At 58.4% G+C, this 20,051-nt stretch carries 15 protein-coding genes and 1 pseudogene; 4 read left to right on the top strand and 12 right to left on the bottom strand.

Going from position 1 to position 20,051, the window contains the following annotated elements:
- Positions 1-311: 311 nt before the first annotated feature.
- From VHE12_07890 to VHE12_07840, 11 genes and pseudogenes are all read right to left on the bottom strand, one after another.
- Entirely contained in the window at positions 312-1,076 is a 765-nt protein-coding gene (locus VHE12_07890) for a FlgD immunoglobulin-like domain containing protein (GenBank protein ID HVZ80705.1), read from the bottom strand.
- Positions 1,069-1,641 carry a sigma-70 family RNA polymerase sigma factor gene (locus VHE12_07885; GenBank protein HVZ80704.1) on the bottom strand — a complete coding sequence of 191 codons (573 nt, stop codon included), beginning with the start codon at positions 1,639-1,641 and terminating at the stop codon, positions 1,069-1,071. Before VHE12_07885 ends, VHE12_07890 begins: the two co-directional genes overlap by 8 nt.
- 206 nt (positions 1,642-1,847) lie before the next feature.
- Positions 1,848-2,111: pseudogene (locus VHE12_07880) on the bottom strand (isocitrate/isopropylmalate family dehydrogenase).
- Positions 2,112-2,256: 145 nt separating this feature from the next.
- A complete protein-coding gene (locus VHE12_07875; protein ID HVZ80703.1) occupies positions 2,257-6,687 on the bottom strand; it encodes a hypothetical protein in 4,431 nt (1,476 codons plus the stop codon).
- A 1,910-nt stretch (positions 6,688-8,597) separates the two neighbouring features.
- Positions 8,598-8,909: a FlgD immunoglobulin-like domain containing protein gene (locus VHE12_07870; protein HVZ80702.1), complete on the bottom strand. Its 312-nt coding sequence runs from the start codon at positions 8,907-8,909 to the stop codon at positions 8,598-8,600.
- Between the two features lie 490 nt (positions 8,910-9,399).
- Positions 9,400-9,972, bottom strand: coding sequence for an RNA polymerase sigma factor (locus VHE12_07865; GenBank protein ID HVZ80701.1), 573 nt, complete (start codon positions 9,970-9,972; stop codon positions 9,400-9,402).
- 89 nt (positions 9,973-10,061) lie between these two features.
- Positions 10,062-11,564, bottom strand: coding sequence for a tetratricopeptide repeat protein (locus tag VHE12_07860; GenBank protein HVZ80700.1), 1,503 nt, complete (start codon positions 11,562-11,564; stop codon positions 10,062-10,064).
- A 4-nt stretch (positions 11,565-11,568) separates the two neighbouring features.
- A complete protein-coding gene (locus tag VHE12_07855; GenBank protein ID HVZ80699.1) occupies positions 11,569-12,777 on the bottom strand; it encodes an NHL repeat-containing protein in 1,209 nt (402 codons plus the stop codon).
- A gap of 156 nt (positions 12,778-12,933) precedes the next feature.
- Positions 12,934-14,193: an NADP-dependent isocitrate dehydrogenase gene (gene icd / locus VHE12_07850; protein ID HVZ80698.1), complete on the bottom strand. Its 1,260-nt coding sequence runs from the start codon at positions 14,191-14,193 to the stop codon at positions 12,934-12,936.
- A 202-nt stretch (positions 14,194-14,395) separates the two neighbouring features.
- The gene (locus VHE12_07845) at positions 14,396-15,682 is read right to left on the bottom strand and encodes a sigma 54-interacting transcriptional regulator (GenBank protein HVZ80697.1); all 1,287 of its coding nucleotides are present in this window, start codon (positions 15,680-15,682) and stop codon (positions 14,396-14,398) included.
- Between the two features lie 108 nt (positions 15,683-15,790).
- Positions 15,791-16,474 carry a hypothetical protein gene (locus VHE12_07840; GenBank protein ID HVZ80696.1) on the bottom strand — a complete coding sequence of 228 codons (684 nt, stop codon included), beginning with the start codon at positions 16,472-16,474 and terminating at the stop codon, positions 15,791-15,793.
- A 300-nt stretch (positions 16,475-16,774) separates the two neighbouring features.
- On the opposite strand from VHE12_07840, the gene bcp reads away from it, so the two are divergent.
- Positions 16,775-17,227 (top strand): thioredoxin-dependent thiol peroxidase, encoded by a 453-nt coding sequence (gene bcp, locus VHE12_07835; GenBank protein HVZ80695.1) that lies wholly within the window; start codon positions 16,775-16,777, stop codon positions 17,225-17,227.
- A gap of 83 nt (positions 17,228-17,310) precedes the next feature.
- On the opposite strand, the gene VHE12_07830 is transcribed toward bcp, so the two are convergent.
- The gene (locus VHE12_07830; GenBank protein HVZ80694.1) at positions 17,311-17,661 is read right to left on the bottom strand and encodes a 2Fe-2S iron-sulfur cluster-binding protein; all 351 of its coding nucleotides are present in this window, start codon (positions 17,659-17,661) and stop codon (positions 17,311-17,313) included.
- A gap of 72 nt (positions 17,662-17,733) precedes the next feature.
- Here VHE12_07830 and VHE12_07825 point away from each other — a divergent pair, with 72 nt between their 5' ends.
- Genes VHE12_07825 through VHE12_07815 form a run of 3 tightly spaced genes read left to right on the top strand, consistent with a single transcriptional unit; the run spans position 17,734 to position 20,047 of the window.
- Entirely contained in the window at positions 17,734-18,237 is a 504-nt protein-coding gene (locus tag VHE12_07825; GenBank protein ID HVZ80693.1) for a DUF4149 domain-containing protein, read from the top strand.
- A complete protein-coding gene (locus tag VHE12_07820) occupies positions 18,234-19,382 on the top strand; it encodes an acyltransferase (GenBank protein ID HVZ80692.1) in 1,149 nt (382 codons plus the stop codon). The genes VHE12_07825 and VHE12_07820 overlap by 4 nt, the downstream gene beginning before the upstream one ends.
- Positions 19,382-20,047, top strand: coding sequence for a tetratricopeptide repeat protein (locus VHE12_07815; GenBank protein ID HVZ80691.1), 666 nt, complete (start codon positions 19,382-19,384; stop codon positions 20,045-20,047). The genes VHE12_07820 and VHE12_07815 overlap by 1 nt, the downstream gene beginning before the upstream one ends.
- Positions 20,048-20,051: the final 4 nt, after the last annotated feature.

The raw sequence follows: 20,051 nt of genomic DNA, 5'->3' as shown, positions 1-20,051 counted from the left end.
CCCGTCATCGGGTCGGGTCGGGTGAAGGTAGGGATCATAAAAAGTCTGGGAGGCCGGGACGAACGACGGAAGGAGGAGGATCATCGAAAAAAAGAGGAATGTCCGGACGACCATCCGGTGTGTCCGTTCCCATGGGGGAAAAATATTGATACAGCTCATAGGAAAGTCCCTTGATCGAACCCGGCAATAAGGGGCTTTCAGGACCGGCACTTGGCGAAAGACCCCTCAAAGGACCTTTATTTATCACATTCAATGGACCATGGGAATAGACAAGTCCGGGGCCTTCATGGCCCCTTTCCAGGGGAAAAGCGCTATCGGATGACCACCCGTTTGCTTTGGGTCACCGCTCCCGATTCCACCTGGATCCGGTAGGTCCCGGGGGCCGCCTTTTGGCCGCTCCCCAGGTTCCCATCCCAATCGAAGGCCCAGGAACCCGGCGGAAGGGTTCCTTGATAGAGCAGGACCGCCTGGCGGCCTTCAGGGTCCAAGACCTCAACGGTCAGGTTCCCGGGCTTCGTCCGGTTCACGACCACTTCCAGGTTGGAATGGGTCCTATGGGCCGACGCCGGGACCGGGGCCAGGAGGGCGGGTTTTGTCCCGGCGGAAGCCGGCACAGCGGGTCTGTCGGACAGGTCCCGGCCTTCCACATCCTCCTGCGGCGATGGGGCGTCCTCCCGGACTTCATCCGGAATTTCCTGCTCCCACCCCGGGGCGGATGCCTGGGCTTTCGAAGAGGGCGCGGGGGGACCGGAAACGGCGGCCGAAGGCGGGGATAGGGGGCGTTCCTTCCCCATCGTCCCCGCGAAATGCCATCCGATCCACCCCATCGAACCGACGGCCAAGGCCAGGGGTAACCATAATTTCATTCCCAGGCCCCCGGCCCCGGGGAACCCGGGCGGCGGAGGCGCGCCCGTCCATTGGGGCTCGGGCAAACCGTAATGCCGATAGGACGCCTCGGCGTGCTGGCCGAAGCGAAGGGCCTCCTCCGTGGAGGTCCTCAAGCGTTCCGCCAGCGCCTCCTCCTCGGATTCGGTGAGGTTCTCGCGGAAATATTTGATGATCAGGTCATCAGCCATTCGGTCGTTCCTTCAAAGCCTTCAAGAAAAGTTCCTTCAACGCCGCCTTGCAGCGGGACAATCGGGACATGATGGTCCCGATCGGCACCTTCAAGGCGTCGGCCATTTGCGCGTAGGACCTTTTTTGGACATCCCACAGGTCCAGGAGTTGCCGGCAAGGATCGCCCAAGAGCGCCCTTTGTTTTTCCAGCAGGTCCAATAGGACCTGCTTCTCGGCTTCCTCCTCCGGCCCGTCGTGGTCCCGCAGGGCCCCCGCCTGGGACGCCGCTTCCAATTCCTCCTGCAGGCTGGCCACCTGACGGCGCCTCTTACGGATGCGCTCGTAGCATTGGTACATGCAGATGCGGTAGAGCCAGTGGTAAAGGCTGGAACGGAACTCGAATTGGGGGAGGTGCTGGAGGGCCGCCAGGAAAACTTCTTGGGTCACATCCTCGGCTTCCGGGTCCCGGTAACCGAGCAGATAGACGCTGGCCCGGTAGATACGGTCCCGGTAGGTCCCGTAGAAATAACGGTAGGCCTGGTCGTCCTTGGCTAAGAGTTTTTGCACCAACTCGCGGTCTTCCAAGACCCGCTCCCTAAGATGGGCGCTCCAACGCCGGGCTCGCGGGTTCCTTACCTAACCAGTGGGCCAATGCGTGGTTTTATTCCCAAGAATGACTGTGGAAAACACCTGGAACACCAGGCGTTTGTCAGGTTCTTCTTACACTGGGGCAATAAAAAAGGGAAGGGGAATCTCCCCTTCCCTTCAGGACCGGACTTCCGGGGGCCGGCTTAGGCCATGTTGCCGATGACCGCCGTGGCGAACTCGGAGCACTTCACTTCCTTCGCTCCCTGCGTGAGCCGCGCGAAGTCGTAGGTGACGACCTTCTGGCCGATGGTCTTGTCGATGGCCTTCACGATCATGTCCGCCCCTTCCTGCCAGCCCATGTACTCGAACATCATCACGCCCGAGAGCACCACGGACCCGGGATTGACCTTGTCCAGTTTGGCGTACTTGGGCGGCGTGCCGTGGGTGGCCTCGAAGATGGCGTGGCCGAAGGCGGAGTGGAGATTCCCAAGACCAGGATGCTGTCGAGGCCGAAAAGGACGATGCGGACGGGTCGCAAAAAGAAAAGGCCTTTCAGGGATCGCTGAAAGGCCTCATTAAATTGGATTTTTTAAAGATTACAAGCACAAAGGTCTAGTGGAGGACCACCACTTTGCCCTTGGCGGTCTTGATCAGGCTCCCTTCCTCGGCGCTGATGGCATAGAGATAAAGTCCGCTGGCCACTGGACTCCCGTTCTGGTTGTCCAGATCCCAGGTCAAGCTGTTCTGCCCCGGCCTCCCTGAAATGTCCTTCGCCATGACCTGCTCCCCCGCCACGCTGTAGAGGATCAAATGGATGACGGCGTCTCGATCCAGATCAATCAGGAACTTCACCGGCTCCCCATCCCGGGAGATGTTGGGCGCCGCCAGGGCGAATGGATGGGCCACAGGAGTAGGTGTCGGGGTCTGCGTTTCAGGATGGCTTACGGTTTCCAACGAACCGCCACGCTTCTGGTTCGGGCCGGAATCTCCACAAGCACACCAAGTATCGACAGAACGATGGTTCGTATCGGTCAAAAGGACACAACCGCCTGAACTAACACCTATCCCCCTGATCGCCCCGAATTGATCCGGGTTCAAACCAGCGGTCCCGAAAGTTCCCAAAAGTACGCCTGAAGGCGTATAGGTCAAGAAGTGTGTCGCACCGTCCGATAAAACCAGTTGGTTCGTCCTATTATCAAAGGCCAAGTCTACAATGGTCTCTCCGCTGGGGAGGGGAAAGCTTCCGGTCTGAGCACCGGTCGACGCATTGAAAATGTAGACCCCGCTACCAGCCACATTCCCGACGTACATGTTTCCCGCCGCGTCGATGGCCAACCCCGCCATATTCCCGCCCATATTTGGGAAAGAAAAGGTATGGATCAAAACATGGGTTGAGTCGTAGACAAAAACCTGGGGAGTGTTCTGATGGCCGGTCAGGACGTAAAGATTGTCGGAACCATCCACCGCCAAACCCTCGATGAGGGAAAAAGGCCCCAAGGGTGATCCGATAGGTGTCCCGGTCGAGGTGTATTCCTGGACGCTTCGTTGGCCGCTGCCCGATTGGTATTCCACGTAGATATCCCCCAAACTATCGGATGTGATATAAGCACCTGCATTCGACGGTACCATCCATTGCGTCTGATAGGCACCACCGGCATCATATTTGACGACAACTGCGGGATCCGTGCTGAAGGGATTCGCCGTTATGTAAAGATTTCCCTGGGGATCGGAGGTAACGTCGTAAGGCCCCGCCATGCCACTGGTAGGTCCGCTCCCGACCGCCTGAAAAGCCGAGCTAAAGGCGTAGCAAGCCGTCGGGACACAGATCTGGGTAGGTGTGCTCGTTGGAGAAGCTACCACGCCTGGCGGGATACAGGCTGGACCGTATTTCATCACAGTACCCGCCCCGTAATCGGCGACATAGAGATTCCCCGTAGCATCTGTTCTCATCCCCGCCGGGTTCGAGAAACCACGGCCACAATCGGCGATAGGGCTCCAGGGGGTCGTGGCCGTGTCATAGATCCTGACGCTATCATCGGATCCATTCAGATAGAAATAGCGACCCGAGGGGGGCAGCGCCCCCATTTGGATCGGGGCCATTCCCGGAATTGCGACAGTGTCCTCAAAGGAATACGCCAAGGGGGAACTGCCACATGTCAGTTTCCATCTTTGGACGCGATTGTTCCCATAGTCGGCGACAAAGACCGCCCCATTTCGGGCCACAACGTCGATCACCAAAAAGAACTGGTCATCTGCGTTCCCCGTCGAACCCGTTCCCAAGATCGCTATTCGGGTCCAAACATTGGGGGAGGTCTCGTGGAAACGACGGACCGTGGCTAGGTCGCCCACATAGAGGTCTCCGTCATCGCCTATAGAGGCGCTTTCAACCGTATTCATCCCTGAATCGCTGATCGTAGAAAGGACAGCACCCGAAGTGCTATCCAATTCGAAAACGGCCTGGGCACCCGAATCGGCCATGAAAAGATGGCCCATCCCGTCGCTCCCCATATAATTCGGATTCACAAAATAAGGACTCGTGAATGTGTTTAGGAGCGCACCATCCAAAAGACGGTATTTAAGAACCGAACGAGAGGCGCGATCCGCCACATAAAGATAATGAGCATCTGTCGCCAAGCCAACCGGCCCTTGGAGACCCGTCACAAAGGATGTTCCCGCAGGACAGAAGCCGCAGGTGGGAGTGGGAGTCGAAGTAGGAGTAGCTGAACCCGTCGAGGTCTGGGTAGGGGTCCAAGTCTGGGTTTTGGTCGGCGTTCCCGATGGGGTTTTTGTGGGGGTTCGGGTATCGGTTCGGGTTGCCGTGGTCGTCACGGTACGCGTTGCGGTCCTGGTCGGCGTCCCCGAAAGGGTTTTTGTGGAGGTTCGGGTGGCGGTTCGGGTTGCCGTGGTCGTCACGGTACGCGTTGCGGTCCTGGTCGGCGTCCCCGAAGGGGTTTTTGTGGCGGTTCGGGTGACCGTGGCCGTCACGGTGCGCGTCGCAGTCCTGGTCGGCGTTCCCGATGGGGTGCTGGTCACGGTCTTAGTTGAGGTTTCCGTAGTTGTCCCGGTCGCTGTATGTGTGGGTGTTTGGGTCGCTGTCCAGGTAAAGCTATTGGTATAAGTGGCTGTCGGTGTCATCGTCGCCGTCTGGGTCGGGGTCGCAGTAGGCGAATTCGTCGAACTTTGTGTCGGCGTATTGGTCGCTGAATTCGTGACACTAGGGGTGACGGTTTGTGTGGGTGTGTTGTTCGCGCCACAAGGCAAGGTCGGCGTATCGGTCGGAGATTCGGTTACATTCCCGACAAAACAAGCCATCGGAGGGTCGAATTTAAGTACCTTCGCTGACCCGTAATCACTGACAAAAAGATTGCCGCTGGCATCCACCGTCAAACCAGCTGGATTGGAACCACCCAAGGGACAGGATCTTACTTGGGTCCAAGGCGTTGTCGATGTGTCATAAATACGAATGCTGAGGTCCGAGCCATCCTCATAGGCATAACGCCCGCCTGGAAAGAAGCCAGTTTGGATCGGCAGCATCCCCGGGGAGGCGACCATGGCCTCCCAGACATAGTTCAAGGGCGTGAGGTTGCATTGGGCCTTCCAGCGTTGGATTCTTTGGTTACCATAATCACTGATGTAAACGGCTCCGTTTCTCTCCACCACGCCCGTGACAAGATTGAAATGCCCATTATCGCTCCCCACAACCCCCGGGACCCCCAGCACTGCTATCTCGGTCCATGAGCCAGGGGAGGTCTCGTGGAAACGACGGACCGTCGACAAATCGCCCACATAAAGATCCCCGTCGTCCCCGATAGAGGCGCTCTCAACCACATTCATTCCAGCGTCCGTGATAGTGGAAATGATCGCTCCCGTGGAACCATCCAACTCGAACACCGCATGGGCGCCCGAATCGGCGACAAAAAGATGTCCAGCTCCATCCCCTCCCATGTAATTAAGGTTCACGAAAGCGGCATTGGCGAAGGTCGCCTGTAAGGATCCATCGGCAAGTTTATACTTATTGACCGCATGAGCTTGCCGGTCCGCCACATAGAGATAGGTAGCATCCGAAGTGACTCCCACGGGACCTAAGAGTCCCGATGAAATGAACGCCGAGCCGATTTGGCAATAGACGCATTGGGGAGTGGGGGTGAACGTTGGAGTGGGGCTCGGTATGGATGTGGGGAAAGGCTCCAGGTAGATACCGACGCGGCTCCGGTTCATCTCAGCCACATAAAGATTGTCTTGGTCGTCAAAGGTCAATGCCGGGCATTGGAAACCATAATCGTTGAGGTATCCGATCGGATTATCGCCCGCTCCCGGATCGTCCGGAATGCCCGATGGATTGATGCCGTTCCGCGGGTTTTGGATGATGATGGGCGGATGTCCGTTCATTTGGCTGTCCGTACCGACCACCATGATGCTGTCATCATGATTGAAGGTTGTTTGCCAGCAATAAGCCGCGTTATTCGCCCCTGGGACGCAGGCTCCCTCAAAGCATGGACGGTAAGCCGTAAAACTGCCGCCTGTTCCATAGATCCCATCCGCCTTGAGCCCGAAAAGGCAAGTGGGAAAATTTGGCGGCGTGAGTGTTTTGGAATCAAACCGGAGAACGCGGCAATTCCCCTGGGATTCGAAGGAATGATCCGAGATGAATAGGTCCCCATGGTGGTCCATCTGGATATACCCCGGAGCGTTCAATGTATGGTCCGAAGGAGTGGTGACATCGCAAGGCCCCAGGCCTGAACCAGTGACGTTCACTCCGGTCCCATTACACGCGGAACCGATCGGTCCCATGCCCGGATCGGGCTGGCCAATGACCATGTCCACGCAAGGCCCCGGCAACCCTCCACAGGAATTGGTCGCACCCAAGGGATCGCGGATCCGCAGGGCTCGATTCTTCCACTGGTCGCAGACCCACAGATCCCCATAATCATCCGCAGCCAATCCCCAAAGGTTGGTCCATCCCACCGTGATGTCCTTGCCGAGGACTGGTATCGGGTTCCTTCCGTCCAAAGTATCGTGAGGCGAAGTTTGGGGAGAGGTCATACTGAATGGCAGAAGGTACCTTTCGACCAGTTGATCGAAACCTTCGGAAGTGGAGTGAATAACCCAAAGATTGGTCACGGCCTGGACCGCCGTTTCATGAAAACCTGTTGCTTGGAAGGCAAGAGGAAGATTGGTTCCCGCATATCCATCCTCCGGCTGGCCATTGGCAAGACCGGAAGGTCCGCTGGACCCTAGGTTCCAAAAATGTAGTCGGAGACCATCCGCGACGATGATCTGGCTTTGGCCCTCGGCCTGGACCACGGAGATTCCATTGGGAACATACAAACCAACGTTTCCCGTTTTATTGGGAACAGGGAACCCAGCCGCCGGCATTTCGAAAATTTCCTGATAAGAAGAATATCCTGGAGCCTGGAACCTGGCTGTGGTGTGACTATTGGTGAAAGTACTGTAAATATCCCCATTCGCAGCGATCCCCGCCGATCCCCCGTTGGTCGGCACCGAAGTGGCAAGGTCCACCACTGACGTGATCACGGACGGGAAGCCGCCCGAAAGAGATACCTGGTAGGGGACCTGGGAAACGCTATTACTGATCCAGAGACTGAACTGGGTGGCGGAATAGGTGTTTTGAGGTGGTTCTATCGGAAAAGTAATGGTTCGAGGATCGAATTCCATTCCGGTCGCGACGCTAATACTTATCGGAAAGTGATAATCAGCGGTAGCGGAATTCGCATATTGAAACTGTGTGACCGAATTTACCCCACAGGTCATTAGATTTGTTCCCGTCGGATAAAACACCGAGATCCGTGCGAAGCTCCCATATTCCGCCACATAAACATTTCCTGAAGCGTCAATCCGGACCGCCGATGGACTCAGGAGATGGCTGTAATCGGAAGGACCGCTCGAAGGAACAGCGGTAGTAAAATTCGGCTGACCCAAGACCACATCCGCCTGGGATTGGGGAACACCCGTACAGCCCACAGGAAATCTGAGCACACGGTTATTGAGTTGATCCGCCACCCAAAGATTTCCGTTTCCGTCTATGGCGACCCCCCCTTCCCGGTCAAAGCTCAAGTTCGAGTTCGAGGGGGCACCTACGTGACCGGTCCCATCGTTGTTACCGGTCATCCCGTTAAAATTGGGCTGACCCCAAACGTAGGATGCGGATTCTCCGTTGGAAAAAGGGTTGTCGAAACGGAGGATCCGGTTGTTGAAAAGGTCTGGCACATAGAGATTTCCAGAGGGATCGACCGCCATATTGTTGATGGACCATGATTCAGCTGGGGATTGTCCAACATCACCGCAAAGACAGTCGGCAGTCGGAGTCACGGCAGGATTGACGGAAAGATGCCAATCGTAATTCTGGTTGTTTCCATCGTGGTTACAGGCGCCGTGGTGGAAATCAGGCTGCCCGAGGACCACATCGGCCCCTTGGCCAGGGGACGCGTTGGTAGCGTTATGGACCACTAGGATCCTGCTATTACTTGAATCCCAAATAAATAACCTGTCCCGCGCAGGATCCATGCAGGCGTTCTTCGGATCAAAAAGTGTTTTCTCTGTAATTTCGTTAAAGCACATCTCCTTGAAAGCAGATCCCGGAATTCCGTTATCGGCTTGGCCAAGGATCCTGTCCGACCACCAGTCTCCTGGTAATCCGTGAACAGCGAGGGTTTGGGAGAACACGGAACCAAAATTGAAAAAAAGGGCGGCGATAAGGGCCGCCCCAATCCTGCTATATCCTTTTATTAAAATACGGTCTGTCTGTTTCATAGGAAGTCACATTCCTTTCCACGGGGGGAAAGAGGTTTTTAAACGGATATCATGTCGTCCTATTGCACTCGTGAAAGAGTGGCGGGAAGGGTCGGGCTTATTCCAAAAATTCGAAAAAATTAAGGGAGAGTTTTCACGGGAAATCTAAAAGGCGAAGGAATTCGGACAGAATTTCAACAAAGCTACCGGATCTGGATGCTCTTCCTCTGGCTAAAGGAGCCCACCCGAACTTCGATCTGATAGAACCCGGGAGCGGCCAACTCCCCATTGGCTAAACGGCCGTCCCATTCAAAGACCCAATGACCGGTGCCAAGGCTCCCGGAATAAAGCGGTGTCACTTCTACGCCCCGGGTGTCGAACACCTTCACTTGCAAGGGACCTGGATGGGTCAGATGGACCTGGACCGAGACCCCCGAATAGTGGGCTTTGGGGTCCTGGTCCAAATTGATGGGGCCCCGCGCCGCCTCGGTCCGAGGAAGGGCGGGGGAATTCACTTCCGCTTCCGATGGTACCCTGGCGCCGACCGGGTGTTCCGAGGATCGGGGCGGGGAAATGGCCCCATCGGAGATAGCGCCTAGGGCTCCAAGATCTTTCTCACTCTCCCTGATTTTCTCCGATTTCCCGCTCACCCCGGGATCGGGGGCCCCTGTATCCCGGTTTGGTTTTGACGGGATCGGGTCGACCCCTTGGTCCAACCTCGTTCCAACGGATGCCACGGAAATTTGGAATGGACGAAGGGCCAAAAACACCCCAGCGGCGCCTAAAAGCAAGGCCAGGCCCATCCAAAGGCCCCAAGGAGCGGGACCCGGAGCTTCCGGCGGAGGCGCACCGGGACCGCTCGGCTCCGGGAAACCATAACGGACATAAGCCGCTTCGGCCAAACCGGCGAATTTTTCCGCTATTTCGTCCGAAGCCCCAAGGGACTCGCTGAGGACTTGTTCCTCTTCGTCCGTCAGTCCTTCCGTAAAAAATCGCTCCACCAGGTCAGGCATGTTCGCCTCCCCGGAGGACCTTTATCACTAGTTGCTTCAACGCTTCCTTGCACCGCGCCAAACGGGACATGACGGTCCCGATCGGAAGTTTGAGCGCTTCGGCGATCACCGCGTAACTCTGGTCCTCCTCATCCCAACGCCTCAAGATCCCTTGGCAGGGTTCCCCCATCAAGTCCCTTTGGGCGCGGACCAACTGGACCATCCTCCGGCGCTCATCCTCTTCCCGCCTCTCATCCTCCCTATCGTGCATCATGGAAAGGGACAAGGCCTCGAGTTCCCCCTCCAATTGGAGTATCTGCCGTTTCCGTTTGCGGATCCGCTCGAAGCAGAGGAAGACGCAGATACGGAAAAGCCAACGGTTCAGGCTGGAACGGAATTCGAACTCGTGGAGCTTGCGCAGGGCCACAACGAAGGCTTCCTGGGCCACGTCCTCCGCTTCCGGGTCCCGGTAACCCAGGATGTGGTTGCAAGTACGGAAAAGTTTGGGGTGGTAGGTCTTGAAAAAGAACTTTTCCGCCTCTGGGTCCTTGGCCAGGAGCTTTTCAACCAGTTCCCTGTCTTCCAAGGATGTCTCCGTCTCGTCGGTTTGGGGTCGGATGGGGGCCATACCCATAAGTGGTGTCAAAAGACCTATTTATTCCAAAGATGCTCTTATCAAGGTTTTTGGGCCCTATATCGATCCAACCAGCCCCGGAGGACCTTATTATCAGGCCTTAATTCCAAGGCTTTCTCAAAACAATCGATCGCAAGCGCCTTTTGGCGGAGCCGGTAATAGGTATCGCCCATATCCCACCAGGCTTTGACATTTTTGGGGTCCTGTTCGACCGCCTGCCGGTAAAGTTTTATCGCCTCCGAATAACTCCCCTGTCGGGCCATTTGTTCCCCTTGGGATAGGTAATCATCGGGGATTTCAAAGCTCAGGGTCAGGTTGTTCTTTTTATCGGCCGCCCCTTCCATCTGGGGTTGGATCCCGGCGAGCGTAGGAGGGGATTGGACGAATACCGTCGTCGGAGCCTGGGAAGATCCCCCTTGGTCCTGGGAAACAGCCCCCGAAGGATCGGCCAACGATCGGTCGACGGGAACCCGTCCGGCCCCGCTTTCTTCCGTCCCCTGGGAAAGGATCGCCCCCTGGCCGGCCTTTTCGGGGACCAACGCGCTTTGTTCACCCGTGGGTTCAGGAGGATTCTCTTTATTTTGGACCGTTTCCTTCGGACCCAAGGAATAGCCAAGGCTGATGCGGTGTGAATCCCCCAGGATCCCAGCCGGGGAATAGGCGTAATCAAACCGCATTTCCCCCAGAACCATGCCCGCCCCCAGGGCGGCGTTCGAAAAACCACTGACCCCATGATCGTTCAGGTCCGTTCCATAACCCGCTTCCAGGAAATAGGATCCGCCCAAGGACCATTCCATGCCGGCTTGGAGATGATCCGATCCATTGGATTGAAGGGAACCCCCCAGGGCGATCAATAGTTTGGAACTACCCGGTAACTCAAGGTCCTTCGAGATCCCTACTCGCAAGGCCGAAACCAGGGGACTTCCGCCTTCGACCCATCCCGGAATCAAGTAATCCAATCCCAACCTCAAACCCCTCTCGAATTCCCATAAAGTCCCACAATCGGCTTGAACACCGTTCAGGACCGTTCCCACTAGGTCCTGGCGTGAAAAATGGACTCCCGCGCCGGCCGAAAAACCCGGAAAGAGGTTCTTGCCCCATCCTCCTTGAACCTCCACGCGGTCCGCCCCATATCCCGTGGTGACCGACCCCAATTCATCCCTTCCCTCAAAAGACCCGTAATTGAGGTATCCCACCCCCAAACCGGCCACTCCCGCCTGTTCCAAAGGAAGACAGAAAATGGCCGCGCCCCGGATCGAATCCAAGTTCCCATAAAAGCTGTCGAACTCGACCTGGGCTTGGGTCAAATGGCCCAGTCCGCCCGGGTCGAGGAAAAGGACCGATGGGCCATCCGCGACCGCGGTCAGGGCGGGCCCGAATACCACCGCTCTCACGGAAGTGGAAGCAAGCACGTCGGACGGCCTTTCACCCGCCACGGAATAGAAGGTCTGGGAGGTCTGGGCCAGGAGGGGATCCGTGAGCATGGACATGACCAAAAGGAAAAGCGGGAAACCGGGGCCCTTCCAGGAAGCAGGGGTCGCCATGGACCTACCGGACCACGATGAATTTACCGCTCTTCAGCCGTTCCGACTTTCCGGACCCATAGCTCAAGGTCACGGAATAGAAGTAGACCCCCGGGGCCAGGGCGGAACTTCGGAAGGGGGTGGTTTGCGGACCGGCCGGCTTCTGGTCGGTGACATCCGCGGCCAATTCGCCGCTTTCATTGAAGATCTTCAGGTCCATCGAGCCACTCTCGGCCATGAAATAGGCGAGCTTGGCCTGGGGGCCCCGGATGGGGGAAGGATAAATAAAGCACCCACCAGGGACCAGGAACGAAAGGCCGCCGGGATTTGGGGTGGGTGTCGGGGGGGCACCAAATCCGCTAAGGACCGTGACCGCCTGGTCATTCGTCTCCGTAACGAAGATATTGCCGTTCGAATTCAAAGCGATCCCCCATGGCGTTGAAAGATGGCATTGTTGGGGAGCTGTCCCGAATCCGGACGGAAAGATGTCCAAAAGGGAGGCGTTCGCTTCGGTGACATAGAACCGTCCGGATGCGTCGGCCCGTACCGATTTGAGGTCCCCAATGCCTGTGTAAAGGGTGGTCGGGATGTAGTTGGGCAGGTCAAATCCCATGATCCGTCCCCCATCATCGGCCACATAGATCCGGTTACCCACCTTGGTGATCCCGGTGGGTACGTTCAGGATGGCACCCCCGAAAGTGGCGACCGCGGAAAAGGATCCGCCGGAGACGCTGTCATAGCGGTAAACGCCATCGTAATGGGTCGTGATGAAAAGGGATTGGGTCGTGCCCTGGTCATCCACCCAGATCCCCCGTGGATAGCTGAGGACCCCTGCCCCGATGGTGCGGATGAAGTTCAAGTTCGGGTCGAATTCATCGATCTGCGCGTTCACCCCGGAGTTTCCATTGTCCACGACGAATATATCCCCCAAGGAATCCAGCACCACATCATGAGGAAGGGAAAAGGAACCACCTGTCCAAGAACTGATGGAAGTGACGGGTGTTCCATCTGCGCTTTGGAAGAGGCACAATTTTTGGAAACGGTCGACGACATAAAGGATACCGTTGGAATTATCAAGAAAAACCCCGACCGGCTCTTGGAGTCCGGTGAAAGGGCGGGAAATCCCTTGGCAGGGGTCCGGCGTGAAGGTCGGGGTCGCCGTTTGGTTGTGGCCGATCGCCGGCAGAATAAGGGAAAGCAGGATGGCGCCAAAAAAAGGTGAACGCCTCTTCATTTAAAGTCCTTGGATAGTGAAAGGTCCCCTCTAGACGGGATTAATTAACTTTATGTCCGTTGATTTTTCAAGGAAATTTGGGCCTTGATCTCGGGGAATAAAAAAAGGCGGAGGGGATAAGCCCCGCCGCCTTTTTCGGACCCAAATGGACGACTTTTAGGCCATGTTGCCGATGACCGCCGTGGCGAACTCGGAGCACTTCACTTCCTTCGCCCCCTGCGTGAGGCGCGCGAAGTCGTAGGTGACGACCTTCTGGCCGATGGTCTTGTCGATGGCCTTCACGATCATGTCCGCCGCTTCCTGCCAGCCCATGTACTCGAACATCATCACGCCCGAGAGCACCACGGACCCGGGGTTGACCTTGTCCAGATTGGCGTACTTGGGCGCCGTGCCGTGGGTGGCCTCGAAGATGGCGTGGCCCGAGACGTAGTTGATGTTCCCGCCCGGGGCGATGCCGATGCCGCCGACCTGGGCCGCCAGGGCGTCGGAGAGATAATCGCCGTTGAGGTTCAAGGTCGCGATCACGTCGAACTCGTCCGGACGGGTCAGGACCTGCTGGAGGGTGATGTCGGCGATGGCGTCCTTGATGACGATCCCGGCGCCGCGCTTGCCCTCGGGGATCTTGCACCAGGGCCCGCCGTCCAGCTCCACCGCGCCGTATTCCTTCTTGGCCAGGCCATAGCCCCAGTCCCGGAAGGCGCCCTCGGTGAACTTCATGATGTTGCCCTTATGCACGAAAGTGACGCTCTTCCGCTTGTGGCTGATGGCGTACTCGATGGCCGCCCGCACCAGTCGTTCGGAGCCCTCGCTGGAGACCGGCTTGATGCCGATGCCGGAGGTCTGGGGGAAGCGGATCTTCTTGACGCCCATCTCCTTCTGGAGCCACTCGATGACCTTGCGGGCCTCGGGGGTCCCGGCCTGCCACTCGATGCCGGCGTAGATGTCCTCCGTATTCTCACGGAAGATCACCATGTCCACCTTCTCGGGGTGCTTCACGGGGGAGGGAACGCCTTGGAAGTAGCGCACGGGGCGCAGGCAGACATAAAGGTCGAGCATCTGGCGCAATGCCACGTTGAGGGAACGGATGCCGCCGCCCACCGGGGTCGTCAAAGGCCCCTTGATGCCCACCAGGTATTCCTTGAAGGCCTCGACCGTATCGTCGGGGAGCCAGTTCTGGAATTTGTCGAAGGCCGTCTGGCCCGCGTAGACCTCGAACCAGGAGATCTTCTTCTTGCCTTTGTAGGCCTTCTCCACCGCCGCGTCGAGGATGCGCACTGAGGCCCGCCAGATGTCCGGGCCCGTGCCATCGCCCTCGATGAAAGGCAGGATCGGATTGTCCGGGACCTTCAGCACGCCGTTCTGGATGGAGACTTTTTCGCCCTTGGGCGGCTTGACGTTCTGGTAACTGTAGGCCATGACGGCTCCTTGAGGGTTTTATTTAGGAAGAGGAACGCGCAAAAGGATAGCGGTCGGCAGTTTAGGCCGGGGCCCAAAAACGGTCAAGGACAACGGTCCCATAGTGCAAAGGATCGGGATCCAGTGAACTTAGAACCGGTTCAAAATGACGGACGTTGAAGGAGCGGCAAAGGAAGGAAGCCGACAACGGCGACGGGGACGATCAGTCCTGAGGAAGGTTGCGGAAATCCTCGGCCTTGAGGCCGTGCTTCTTGAGCTTGCGTTGGAGCGTCTTGGGGGTGAGCCCCGAGAGTTTCACCACCTCGGCTAGGTCGCCCCGGCTCTTGGTGAGGGTTTCCACCAGGTAGGCCTTCTCGGTGATGCTCATCAGGTCGTCGAGCTTTTCCACTTTCGGGGCACAGGAAGGAAGGTCCAGCCGGTCGATCACCGGCCCTTGGGCCAGTAGGCAGGCCCGTTCCACCAAGGTCTCCAGTTCCCGGATATTGCCGGGCCAATCGTAGGTCATCAATTGGCAGAAGGCCTCCTGCCCCATCTTCTCGGCGGGCGACCCGGTGAGGACCCGGTAGGTCTCGATGAAGTGCTGGGCCAGGAAAGGCAGGTCCTGCTTGCGGTCCCGAAGGGCCGGGAGACGCAGGGTCCGGGAAGCGAAGCGGTTGAAAAGGTCCACCCGGAGCACTTCCTGGTGGACCAGGGCCTGGATGTCCTGCCGCGTTCCGGCCACCACCCGGGGGTCGTCCGGGGAGGCGTCGGCGAGCCGTTCGCCCAGTTTCCGCTGGCTGGCCTCGCCGAGCGCGCAGATCCCGTCCAAGTAAAGGGTGCCGCCCCGGGCCTTCTCCCAGGCGCTGTCGGGCCCGAAAAGACCCTCGGAACAATCGCCCTTCGGGTTATCGACGCAGTGGAAGACCCGGAAAGGGCCGTGGGACCGGGAACTACGCTGGTGCAGGGCTTGGGCGAAGGATTTTTTTCCCGTCCCCTTCTCGCCCTGGAGCAGGACGGGCTTGCCGTCGTTGGCCCATTCCGCCATGGTCTGGAAGACATGGGCGAAGGCCCGGTCCCGGCTGGAAAGCTTGCCCGCGTTCTGGGGCAGGGCCTGCCCCTTGGAAAGGGGCGTCACGTCCCGCACCATCTCGACGGCGAAGGAGGCCTTTCCGTCCTCCCCCTCGAGCGGGAAGATCGTCACCTCGAAGTCGCGGTTCACGCCGTCGAGGGTGAAGGTGCAGTAGGTGGTATGGGAGCGGCCCTGGCTGAAGACCTTGTCCATGTTGCAGAAGAAGCAACGGTCCTTGAAGCCGTAGAAGGCCTGGTGGCAAGGCTGGCCCCGGAGCTCGTTGAGGCCGGCCCCCAGGGTCTTGCGGGAGGCGGCGTTGGCATAGACCAGGCGGTAGCGGTCATCGATGATCTTGACCGATTCGGGCATGCCGTCCAGCACCTGCTGGAGGAAGGGTGCCTTGGTATAAAGCGCAGGAGGGCGGGCTCGACGGGGGCTCACAGGACCTCACGGGATCTGGGAATGAAAAGACCCGGCGGGGATATTCTCCCATACCAGGTCTTCACCGTCGTTTTCATTTTGAAAAGGACCACGCCTGCCGGACCGCCCTTAGATCTTGGCCGGGGCGGGGGCCAGGGGCGCCAAACGGGCCTGCGGCTTTTCCGCCTTGGGAGCCTCGGTTTTCTCGGGGGTACCCTGGTGCTTCAAGCGGCGCTTCAGGTCCAGGAGCTCCTTGCGGTCGCGGGCCAATTGGTCCGCCAGTTCCTGCTCCTCGCCGAAAACCTCGATGGCCTTGTCCAGGACCTTGAGGGCGTCCTGCTGGAAACCGGCTTCTTTTTGGAGGATCCCGGCGAGCCCATGGGCCCCCTCTTCCACCGTACCGTCCAGGTTCAGGGAAACAGGGATCCCCGTCAGGTCGAAAAGGGTCTTCACCAGGGCCTGGTATTGGCGTTGGGCCGTGGAAAGCAGGTTCCACAAGGTCCGGGCCGATGTCTCATCCTCGAACTCCAGGTCGGTCGTGGAAGCCGAAAGATGGAGGACCCGGCGATAGTAGGTCTCCAAAAGCTGGAAGAGAAGGGATGCCTTGCGCAGGGTGATCTTGCTGATATGGGTCTTGTTGTTGAGCAGCAGGCGTGTTTCCCGGATCTTCATCTCGCATTGTTCCAACAGCTCACGGTTGGCCCGGGCGTCCCGGGGACTGATCCTTAAGGCCCGGCTGGCCAGATGCTGGATGTTCTTCTCCAATCGATCGACCGTCTCCATCAGCTCGAACAGCGAAAAATAGAAGTTCATGACTTTTCTCCTTTGGCACTTCCGTTGAGTGAATAGGGAGGATTTGAGTTGGAGGTTACTATAGGGCAAATGTTCCTATTAATCTATACTCACACGTAAACTATGCATAAAATCGTTATATTTAAGGGAATAATGACCATTGGCCAATAAAATTTGGACAAATTTGTCCTTTTTGAGTCAATTTTTACACTGTTTTTACACCTCCTTCTTTCCAAGTTCGTCCAGGAACCTTGGATCTTGGAATCTTGCATTCCTGCCTTCCCTCTCCAATGATGACGCCCATTCCCACCGGAGGTTCCCATGCTCAAGGAAGGTCAAAAAGCTCCCGATTTCACCCTGTCGGACGACCAAGGCCAGGAGGTCTCCCTCTCCGACCTGAAGGGCAAGACCGTCGTCCTTTATTTCTATCCCAAGGATATGACGCCCGGCTGTACCCAGGAAGCCTGCGACTTCCGCGACCATTGGGGCGCGGTCAAGAAAAAGGGCGCGGTGATCCTGGGGGTAAGCGCCGATCCGGTGAAGCGACATGTCACCTTCAAGGAGAAGTACAAGCTCCCCTTCACCCTCCTGTCGGACGAGGATCTCAAAATGTTGAAGGCCTATGGGGTCTGGCAGAAAAAGAAGTTCATGGGTCGGGAGTTCATGGGCATCGTCCGGACCACCCTGATCATCGACAAGGCGGGCAAGGTGAAAAAAGTTTGGTCGCCCGTGAGCGTCAAGGACCATGTAAAGGAAGTCCTGGAGAACCTATAAGGATCCACGCGCGCCCTGAGGGACCCAGGGCCGCTCGAGGGGGCGAACGTAAAGGAACTGCCCGGGAACCTTCGACCGAAAGGTCAGAGGGCCCGGTCGTTCCCGTCCCGGGCGGCTTGGCGGCGCGGGTCCGTGATGGGGAGATAGTCCAGTTGGACATCCCCCAGCACCGAGACCTGGCAGGACAGGCGCCAGTTCGGTTGGGCCCCGATGGCCTTCAGCGTCTGGGCTTCCCGCTCCTCGATAGGCGACAGGTTCCCCATCCCCTCCAGGACCTCCACCAGGCAGGTCGCGCAGACCGCCCGCTCGCAACGGTAACGGATGGGCAGGTCGTAACGGAAGGTGGCGTCCACCAGGGTATCGTCGTGGTCCACTTCGCAGGACTGGCCGGTCCTTGGAAAAACGATTCGAATGGGGGATGATGGTCCGGTCACGGTCGATTCCCTGATCGCTGGTCTTGAAGAACGGCCGTCCAATTATAGGACCGGCCAAGCCCGGAGGCATCCATGGTCTTCTTGCGGTTCCTGAACTTCTTCACCTTCATCTTCTGGTACGGGACCATCCTTTTCTTCACCTTCGTCCAGGCGCCCGTCCTCTTCAAATCCCTCTCCCGGCCCCTTTTCGGGGAGGTCCAAAGCCACCTCTTCCCCGTCTATTACTTGATCGGCTACGTTTGTGGCGCCGTGATGGTGGTCACTTATCACATCCTTCACCCCTTGAAGGATTATGTCCCCCAGGATTGCGTGCGCATCACCGCCCTCTGCCTGATGCTCCTCTTCTCCCTGGCCCAAGGCCTTTGGGCCGGCCCCAAGGTCGCCAACCTCCGGCTGGAACGCCAGGCCGCCGAGGAGGCCCTGCAAAGGACCAACGCCTCCGCCGACCAGGAAAAGGTCGCAGCGCTCTCGAAGGAATTCGGGAAGGCCCACGGCATCTCCAGCCTGGTGAACCTCCTGGTGATCATCGCGGGCTTCGTCTACCTCCTTTATTGGTTCCAAGAGATCCGCCCTTGAAGGACCGGAAGGGCCCGGGCCGGATCCTCCTCGTCGACCTGCTGCGCTCCTTCGCCATCCTGACGGTCATGGTCCATCACCTGGGCTTCCAGTACATCACCGCCCCGGCTTCCTCGCCCATCCTGGACCGCCTCTGGTACCGGCTCTGGATCAACGGGGGATATGGGGTGACGGTCTTCTTCGTGCTCTCGGGCTACGTCATCACCCGGTTGATCGCCCAAGGGTCCCGGGGGCTCTTCGATCCCGACTTTCGGGAATTCTACTCGAGACGCGCCGGCCGCATCCTGCCCCTCCTGGCCCTGACCGTCCTTTGGGGGGCCCTCTTCCTGGCTTTTCCCTGTCCCGGCCACCCCTATGAATATGTCTTCCACCATCCGGGAGCGGTCTTCAGCCTTCCTTTCTGGCTCTCCATCCCCACCTTCACCTTCAATTGGTTCAAACCCCTCTGGCCCGGGGCCTCGCCCGATTACGGGCTCCATTGGGATATCCTCTGGTCCCTCTCAGTGGAAGAACAATTCTATTTCGCCTATCCCTTCCTGCTGAAAAAGCTGGGGAACGAGAAAAGGCTGAAGGCCTTCCTCCTGATGCTCATCTTCTTCCCGCCGGTCTTCATGGCTGCTCGGACCTTTTATTTCCCCCATGTCGAAGTGCCCATCCTGGGGGGGCTGGCTCCCTTCGGGGCCATCGCCACCGGCTGCCTTCTCGAACTGGCATCCCGCCGTTTCGGGCCCGCCCTGGAGAGGCACAAAGGCGTCTCGGTCCTGACAACCCTCGCGGGCCTTTCCCTTTTCCTCGCCGCCTTTCTCCACCAGGACTACAAGGCCGATTTTTGGGGGCATATCGTGGGATCTCCCTCCATCACCTGGGGGGTCTTCCTTTTCCTTCTGGGGGGCTTCCACCTGGACCTTTTTCGCTGGCCGATCTGGAAGCCGCTGGCCCTTCCGGGGATCCTTTGTTATGGGGGCTACCTGCTTCACCCGTTGTTCTTGTTCCTCTTTTGGCCCCTGATCTCAGGGATGGACGGGTTCCTGGCCTACGCGCTTTACGCCGGGGCGACCCTGGCCCTCGCCTATCTTTCCTATCGATTCTTCGAGGTCCCGGCCAACCGTTGGGTCCGCGGCCTCTTAGGAGCGCGCCGCTCTTGATGCGCTTCGCTCCCCCTTTCTTGGGTTGTCTTTCCATCGCGATGTTCCTGGGAAGTTGCGCGCCCAAGACCCTGGTCCGCCCGGACCCGCCCCCGGTGGTGGAGACGGATGGGACCGCGCTATGGGAAGAGGTTCTGCGAAAGGATCCTTGGCGCCTGGACGCGCGCTTCCGGTTGGCCGATCTTTACGGGGAAAAAGGTCGTTTCACCCACGCGTACGATCTTTGGGTCCAGACCCTTCAGATGGAGGACCGGTACCCGGTTCGTTTCCGATGGGAAAAGGGCCCACCGCCCCAACCCCCTTCCCACCTCATCACCGACCGCCTGCAAGAGGCCATCGACCGGGAATTGGGGCTGGAGAATGAGGAAGCGACCGAACGGGCGCTTCGGCTCGCGAAGCTGGGCGCCACCTATTTCCCAACGCGGCGGTCCTTTGAAAGGGGGCGGGCGGTCTGCTACGCGAGGCGGGGGGACCTGAAGGCGGCCCTCAAGTGCCTGCTGAGGCTCCTTCGAAAGGACCCCAAGGATCCGGCGACCCTGCTGACCCTGGGCGAGGTGCTGGAGAAAACCGGTAAGAGGAAGGAAGCCGGGATCTATTACCGGGAGGCCGCCGGGTTTTCGGGCCCCGAGGCCGAAACCGCCCGCGAGAGGCTCCAGGGATTCTGAACCC

The sequence above is a fragment of the bacterium genome (assembly GCA_035549195.1).
In the GTDB taxonomy this organism is placed as follows: Bacteria; Oederibacteriota; Muellerivitia; order Muellerivitales; family Muellerivitaceae; genus DASZRK01.
The sequence above is the reverse complement of the archived record's forward strand: the minus strand, read 5'-3'. Positions and strand labels throughout refer to the sequence as shown.

Excerpts from the sequence above, each read along its gene's own strand:
- VHE12_07890 (HVZ80705.1), bottom strand. The coding sequence starts at position 1,076 with ATGGCTGATGACCTGATCATCAAATATTTCCGCGAGAACCTCACCGAA.
- VHE12_07875 (HVZ80703.1), bottom strand. The coding sequence starts at position 6,687 with ATGACCTCTCCCCAAACTTCGCCTCACGATACTTTGGACGGAAGGAAC.
- VHE12_07860 (HVZ80700.1), bottom strand. The coding sequence starts at position 11,564 with ATGGCGACCCCTGCTTCCTGGAAGGGCCCCGGTTTCCCGCTTTTCCTT.
- VHE12_07855 (HVZ80699.1), bottom strand. The coding sequence starts at position 12,777 with ATGAAGAGGCGTTCACCTTTTTTTGGCGCCATCCTGCTTTCCCTTATT.
- icd (HVZ80698.1), bottom strand. The coding sequence starts at position 14,193 with ATGGCCTACAGTTACCAGAACGTCAAGCCGCCCAAGGGCGAAAAAGTC.
- VHE12_07840 (HVZ80696.1), bottom strand. The coding sequence starts at position 16,474 with ATGAACTTCTATTTTTCGCTGTTCGAGCTGATGGAGACGGTCGATCGA.
- bcp (HVZ80695.1), top strand. The coding sequence starts at position 16,775 with ATGCTCAAGGAAGGTCAAAAAGCTCCCGATTTCACCCTGTCGGACGAC.
- VHE12_07825 (HVZ80693.1), top strand. The coding sequence starts at position 17,734 with ATGGTCTTCTTGCGGTTCCTGAACTTCTTCACCTTCATCTTCTGGTAC.
- VHE12_07815 (HVZ80691.1), top strand. The coding sequence starts at position 19,382 with ATGCGCTTCGCTCCCCCTTTCTTGGGTTGTCTTTCCATCGCGATGTTC.